This is a genomic window from Rhodococcus sp. (in: high G+C Gram-positive bacteria) (genome assembly GCF_049591685.1).
Classification (GTDB): Bacteria; Actinomycetota; Actinomycetes; order Mycobacteriales; family Mycobacteriaceae; genus Rhodococcoides.
On record NZ_JBAWFH010000546.1, the window covers coordinates 1 to 5748 of the forward strand.

Annotated in this window: 5 protein-coding genes; 1 reads left to right on the forward strand and 4 read right to left on the reverse strand. The window is 66.7% G+C overall.

Going from position 1 to position 5748, the window contains the following annotated elements:
• Positions 1–133: 133 nt before the first annotated feature.
• Both miaA and WBQ44_RS22390 read right to left on the reverse strand, forming a co-directional pair.
• Positions 134–1048 (reverse strand): tRNA (adenosine(37)-N6)-dimethylallyltransferase MiaA, encoded by a 915-nt coding sequence (miaA, locus tag WBQ44_RS22385; protein ID WP_495568857.1) that lies wholly within the window; start codon positions 1046–1048, stop codon positions 134–136.
• Positions 1045–1965, reverse strand: a complete 921-nt coding sequence (locus WBQ44_RS22390; RefSeq protein WP_495568858.1) for a class III extradiol ring-cleavage dioxygenase family protein — start codon at positions 1963–1965, stop codon at positions 1045–1047. Before WBQ44_RS22390 ends, miaA begins: the two co-directional genes overlap by 4 nt.
• Positions 1966–2042: 77 nt before the next feature.
• Between WBQ44_RS22390 and WBQ44_RS22395 the strand changes: the two genes are divergently transcribed.
• Positions 2043–3512: a DUF349 domain-containing protein gene (locus WBQ44_RS22395; protein WP_495568859.1), complete on the forward strand. Its 1470-nt coding sequence runs from the start codon at positions 2043–2045 to the stop codon at positions 3510–3512.
• A 26-nt stretch (positions 3513–3538) separates the two neighbouring features.
• Here WBQ44_RS22395 and WBQ44_RS22400 read toward each other — a convergent pair whose 3' ends face one another.
• Both WBQ44_RS22400 and miaB read right to left on the reverse strand, forming a co-directional pair.
• Entirely contained in the window at positions 3539–4183 is a 645-nt protein-coding gene (locus WBQ44_RS22400; RefSeq protein WP_495568860.1) for an Rv2732c family membrane protein, read from the reverse strand.
• Positions 4171–5667: a tRNA (N6-isopentenyl adenosine(37)-C2)-methylthiotransferase MiaB gene (miaB, locus tag WBQ44_RS22405; protein WP_495568861.1), complete on the reverse strand. Its 1497-nt coding sequence runs from the start codon at positions 5665–5667 to the stop codon at positions 4171–4173. The genes WBQ44_RS22400 and miaB overlap by 13 nt, the downstream gene beginning before the upstream one ends.
• Positions 5668–5748 lie beyond the last annotated feature (81 nt).

Genomic DNA, 5748 nt, shown 5'->3' on the forward strand with positions numbered 1-5748 from the left:
CTTCTAGCTTCGCTCCTCGACGACCACTTCTCGCTTCGCTCCTCGACGACCACTTCTAGCTTCGCTCCTCGACGACCACTTCTAGCTTCGCTCCTCGACGACCACTTCTAGCTTCGCTCCTCGACGACCACTTCTAGCTTCGCTCCTCGACGGCACTGAGCGCGCTCGAGCGCAGGTGCGGGTCGGCGCCGTCGAGCCAACGGATGCGGGGATCGCGCCGAAACCACGAACGCTGGCGCCGCACGTACCGCCGAGTGCCGATGAACGTGCGTTCCTGGGCGAAATCGAGGTTCGAGTTTCCGTCGAGATGGTTCAGAACCTGGGCGTACCCGATTGCACGCGAGGCTGTCACGCCGTCGCGCAGACCTGCGCCGATCAGGGCGTGCACTTCGTTGACGAGCCCGCCGGAGAACATCTGCTCGGTTCGGCGCGCGATGCGCTCGTCGAGTTCGGTGGTGTCTCGATCCACGCCGAGAAGGCGGGTACCCCACCTCGGCGCACCGATGGTCGGCGCCGACGCTGCGAACGGCTCACCCGTTATCTCCACGACTTCCAGTGCCCGCACCAATCGTCGACCGTCGGTGGGAAGAATCGACGCGGCGGCCTCGGGATCGCGTTCCGCCAGGGCGCGATGGACGGCCTCGGTCCCGCCGTCCGCGAGCACCTGCTCCCAGCGCGCCCGTACCTCCGGGTCGGTCGCGGGAAAGGCCCACTGATCGAGCAACGACTGCACGTACATCATCGAGCCCCCAACGATGATGGGGACCTTGCCGCGCGCTGCAATGGCCTCGACGTCCACCGCGGCTGCCTGCTGGTACCGCGCGACGGTTGCCGTCTCGGTCACGTCGAGTACGTCGAGCCTGTGGTGCGGGATTCCCCGGCGTTCGGCGACTGGTAGCTTCGCGGTTCCGATATCCATTCCCCGGTACTGCTGCATCGCGTCGATGTTGACGATCTCGCCGCCCAGCGCCTCGGCCAGATCCAGTCCGAGATCCGATTTGCCGGTTGCCGTCGGTCCAATCACCGCGATGGGCCGAACGTCGGTCACCGGTTCGCTCCCCCAGCCGCTTCACCGGACACCGCTTCACCGGACACCGCTTCACCGGGGACAACTGTCCAGGTGCCGACGAAGTATCCGACGCCGAACGGTGCCTCGCGGTACAGGGTTCGGGGTTCGACGCGGTCGCCCGCGACGACTCCCACCGCGGTCTGCCACGCGGCGAGGCCGCTTACGCCGACATCGGCGCACAACCCGGCATCGAGTGCGGCGAGTGCGATCGGATCTGCCGCAGCGAGGGCGTTGTCGATGCGCTCCTGAACCTCACCGGCTCGGTCGTCGAAAGACCCGGGCGCGCGTGCTGTGAGCGTCGACGCACCATCCCCGACGACCAGCAGACCCCACGATCGATCGTCCTCGTCCAATCGCTTTCGCAGATCCCTCCCGACTCGCGCATGGTCGTCCGCCGTTCCGTCGGCGGTCACCAGTACGACCTCGACCTCGCTGCGTGGTGCGGTCTTGCCGCGAAGCCATCCGGCTATCAATGCTGGTAGCGCGAGTTCGGCATCGAATCGGGTTGCGGTCGGCGACAGCGACACCGGAACGTCGACGCCGTAGCCCGCGAAACTGCCGCGTACATCGGCGGTGACGACTCCGTCGGACACAGCGACACCGACGGCGACCCATCGGTCGGCGACCTTCGCCAGCGACGAGGCGGCGGCGAGGGCAGCCGTGCGCAACGCCGCAGCTTCCTGCACACCGCGGCCGGTCAGCTCGGGAACAAGGAGGGGCGGGGACGGCACCAGGGCCACGGCACTCAACACGATGCTCAACGCTAGCCGGTCTACGTGCGCCCGATACGACGCGGCGGCGCCGACGGTGATGAGTGAGGACACAGTCGATGCGAATCCGCGTACGAGACCACCTATCGGGTCCGCACCTGTTTGAATGGTCGGATATGCAGGCACCGAGCGCGATGGTGCCGACGGGCAAAACCATCACAACGCGAGAAGGCAGCCGTGACGCGCGGCAGAGACGAGGAACAATGACCGATCCCAGCGGCAACAGCACCGGCGCACCCGAGCCAGCGGCCCACGAGCCTTCCGGTCCCCGACCCGCCGGCCCCACACCCGGTCCGAAGCCGGGAGGAGGCCCGAAACCCGGCGGCGGCCCTCGTCCAGGTGTGCCCAGTCCAGGTGCACCCCGTCCTGGCGCGCCGCGACCGGCTCAGTCGGGTGTGGCCAAACCGCATCCCGTCTCGTCTCACGCCGGCACCGTCACGCCGACGGTTGCCCCGCCCAGCGATCCGAGCAAGTTCGGCCGCGTCGACGACGACGGCACTGCATGGGTGAAAACCGCCGACGGGGAACGCCAGATCGGTTCGTGGCAGGCAGGCGATGCCGCGGAAGGTCTCGCCCATTTCGGTCGCCGTTACGACGACCTGTCGACGGAAATCGCACTTCTCGAGGCCCGCCTCACTGCGGGGTCGGGTGACGCCAAGAAGACAAAGGCTGCTGCGCAGGCCCTCGCGGAAACGCTGCCGACGGCATCGGTCATCGGCGACATGGACGCACTGTCGCGGCGTTTGCAGCAGGTTGTGGAGCACTCCGAGACAGCGGCCGCTGCGGCGCGTCACGAGAAGGAACGAGAACGCGCCGCGCACACGGCGCGCAAGGAAGAACTCGCTGCCGAAGCCGAGCAGATAGGTAGTGAGTCGACTCAGTGGAAGCACGCAGGCGACCGACTGCGCGAAATTCTCGACGAGTGGAAGACGATCCGCGGAGTCGACCGCAAGGTCGACGACGCACTGTGGAAGCGATACTCGAAGGCTCGCGAAAACTTCAACCGACGACGTGGAGCCCACTTCGCGGACCTCGATCGTGAGCGGGGCGCAGCGAAGACGCGCAAGGAAGAACTCGTCACGCAGGCCGAGGCCCTGGCGTCGTCGACCGATTGGGGTCCGACCGCCGCGGCGTTCCGTGACCTCCTTGTCGAATGGAAAGCAGCGGGCCGGGCACCACGGGACGCCGACGACGCACTGTGGAAGAACTTCAAGGCAGCACAGGACGTGTTCTTCGCCGCGCGCAACTCCGCCGCATCCGAGCGTGATGCCGAGTTCGACGCCAACGCCGTCGCCAAGGAAGAGTTGCTCGCCAAGTACGGAAACTTCGATCCGAGTGGAGACCTGGACGCGGCCCGCGCTGCGCTGCGGGACCTTCAGGAAAAATGGGACGCACTGGGGAAGGTGCCGCGCGAGAAGATGCAGGATCTCGAGGGTCGCCTACGCGCAATCGAGAAGTCCGTCCGCGACGCAGTCGATGCTCAGTGGCGCCGCAGCGACCCCGAAGCTGTTGCCCGCGCTGCGCAGTTTCGTGAGCGCGTTGCTCAGTTCGAGGAGCAGGCGGCCAAGGCAACGGCGGCCGGCAAGGAAAAGGACGCCAAGCGTGCGCTCGAGCAGGCACAGCAGTGGCGCGAATGGGCCGAAGCTGCCGAGGGTGCGGTCGGCGAACTCTGAACGCTGCGACTCTCGAGCTGAGTTGGTCAGCGCTCGCGGTCGGTGGGGCGGCCGAGGACCGGTCCGTCCCACCGCGAGCTCTGCTCGTTCTCGGCTGCCGCGGCGCGCCGGCGCTCCTGCGCTGCGAGCTGCAGGTTGGTCTTGTTCCATACGGCTTTGAGCCAGTGGAAAGTCAACGCGACAACGAGTATCCAGGCGAGCACCAGGCCGATGCCGGGCCCGCTTGCCGGTGAGTCGGCCGGCAGGGTCTGCCGAGACCAGATGGCAAGCATGCCGTAGACCGACGAGACAGCGCAGCCGGCCAGCGCCACCCACGCCAATGCCCATACCCGGGTGACGAGGGCGAGGATGGACATCACGACGGCGAACACGCCGACCAGGCCGAGGAACACCCGCGAGGGCAATGCGATTGCTTCGTCTCGTGCCTCGTCGCTGCCCGTCAACACCTCGAAGCCGCTCGCTCCCCCGGTGTGTGGCAGCGCGAACGTCAGCAGAATCAGCAGCACCAGAACCGCCACCACGACTGCGCGCGAGCCGGGATCTATCTCCGAGTCGATGCGCTTCTCGGCCGTGTCGTAGTCGGGTGCACTGTAGTCGGGCGCACTGTAGTCGGGCGCACTGTAGTCGGGCGCACTGTGATCGGGTCCGGTGCTGTCGCTCATACGTTGCATCCTGTCGCTACGGGCACCGGCTCGGGGGCGCCGATGGTCGGCAACCCCAGTCCGACACCGATGGGAGCCGTCTTGGGAAGTGTTCCGCGCTCGTATGCATCGCCGGCCGCGGTGCGCCGATGCGCGACAACGCCCGCGTCGGCGATGAGGTGATAGGGCGCAGCCGCGGTGATCGTGGTATGCACGATGTCACCCGGCCGAATGGCCGCAACCTGGTGCTCTTCGGCCCGGAAGTGGACGAGCCGACCGTCGCGGGCGCGTCCGCTCTTGCGATGCGTTGCTGCGTTCTTGCGGCCCTCACCCGTGGCGACGAGCACCTCGACCTCCGAACCGATCAGCTCACGGTTGGCAGCGAGGACGATCTCCTCCTGCAGCGCGATGAGCCGGATGTAGCGCTCCTGCACCACTTCCTTGGGCACCTGCTGGTCCATCTCCGCCGCTGGAGTCCCCGGCCGCTTGGAGTACTGGAAGGTGTAGGCGTTGGCGAACTTTGCGCGACGCATGACCTCGAGTGTCTGCTCGAAGTCTTCTTCCGTTTCCCCGGGGAAGCCGACGATGATGTCGGTGGTGATGGCGGCGTCGGGCATCACGGCGCGGACCTTGTCGATGATGCCGAGGAACTTGGACTGTCGGTAGGAGCGACGCATCGCCTTGAGGATGCGGTCGGAGCCCGATTGCAACGGCATGTGCAGGGTCGGACACACATTAGGTGTCGTCGCCATTGCCTCGATGACGTCGTCGGTGAATTCCGCCGGATGCGGAGAGGTGAACCGGATTCGCTCGAGACCGTCGATCGTTCCGCACGCCTTCAGCAGTGAAGCGAACGCCCCACGGTCGCGTGGAAGCGCGGGATCGGCGAACGACGCACCGTAAGCGTTGACGTTCTGCCCGAGCAGCGTGACCTCGAGAACTCCCTGGTCCACCAGAGCCTGCACCTCCGCCAAGATGTCTTCCGGGCGACGGTCGATCTCCTTGCCGCGCAGGGCGGGCACGATGCAGAAGGTGCACGTGTTGTTGCACCCGACGGAGATGGACACCCACCCCGCGTACGGCGACTCACGCTTCGCGGGCAGTGTCGACGGGAATGCTTCGAGAGACTCCAGGATCTCGACCTGTGCCGTCTCGTTGTGCCGCGCGCGTTCGAGAAGGACCGGCAAAGAACCGATGTTGTGCGTTCCGAACACCACGTCGACCCAGGGGGCCTTCTTCACGACGGTGTCGCGGTCTTTCTGAGCAAGGCATCCGCCGACCGCGATCTGCATCCGCGGATTGCGAGTCTTGGCGGGTCGCAGCATGCCGAGGTTCCCGTACAACTTGTTGTCGGCGTTCTCCCGGACGGCGCAGGTGTTGAACACCACCAGGTCGGCGTCGTCGCCTGCATCGGCCGGCACGTACCCGGCCTCCTCGAGCAGCCCGGCGAGTCGCTCCGAGTCGTGCACGTTCATCTGGCACCCGTGCGTCCGTACCTCGTAGCTCCTCTGCATGTTCAGGTCACTCGTTTCCACCCCTCCAGGGTACGGCCCGGCGCGCGCGCCTCGGACCGGGGACCGCAGTCTGTCCAGCAC

Excerpts from the sequence above, each read along its gene's own strand:
- miaB (WP_495568861.1), bottom strand. The coding sequence starts at position 5,667 with ATGCAGAGGAGCTACGAGGTACGGACGCACGGGTGCCAGATGAACGTG.
- WBQ44_RS22400 (WP_495568860.1), bottom strand. The coding sequence starts at position 4,183 with ATGCAACGTATGAGCGACAGCACCGGACCCGATCACAGTGCGCCCGAC.
- WBQ44_RS22395 (WP_495568859.1), top strand. The coding sequence starts at position 2,043 with ATGACCGATCCCAGCGGCAACAGCACCGGCGCACCCGAGCCAGCGGCC.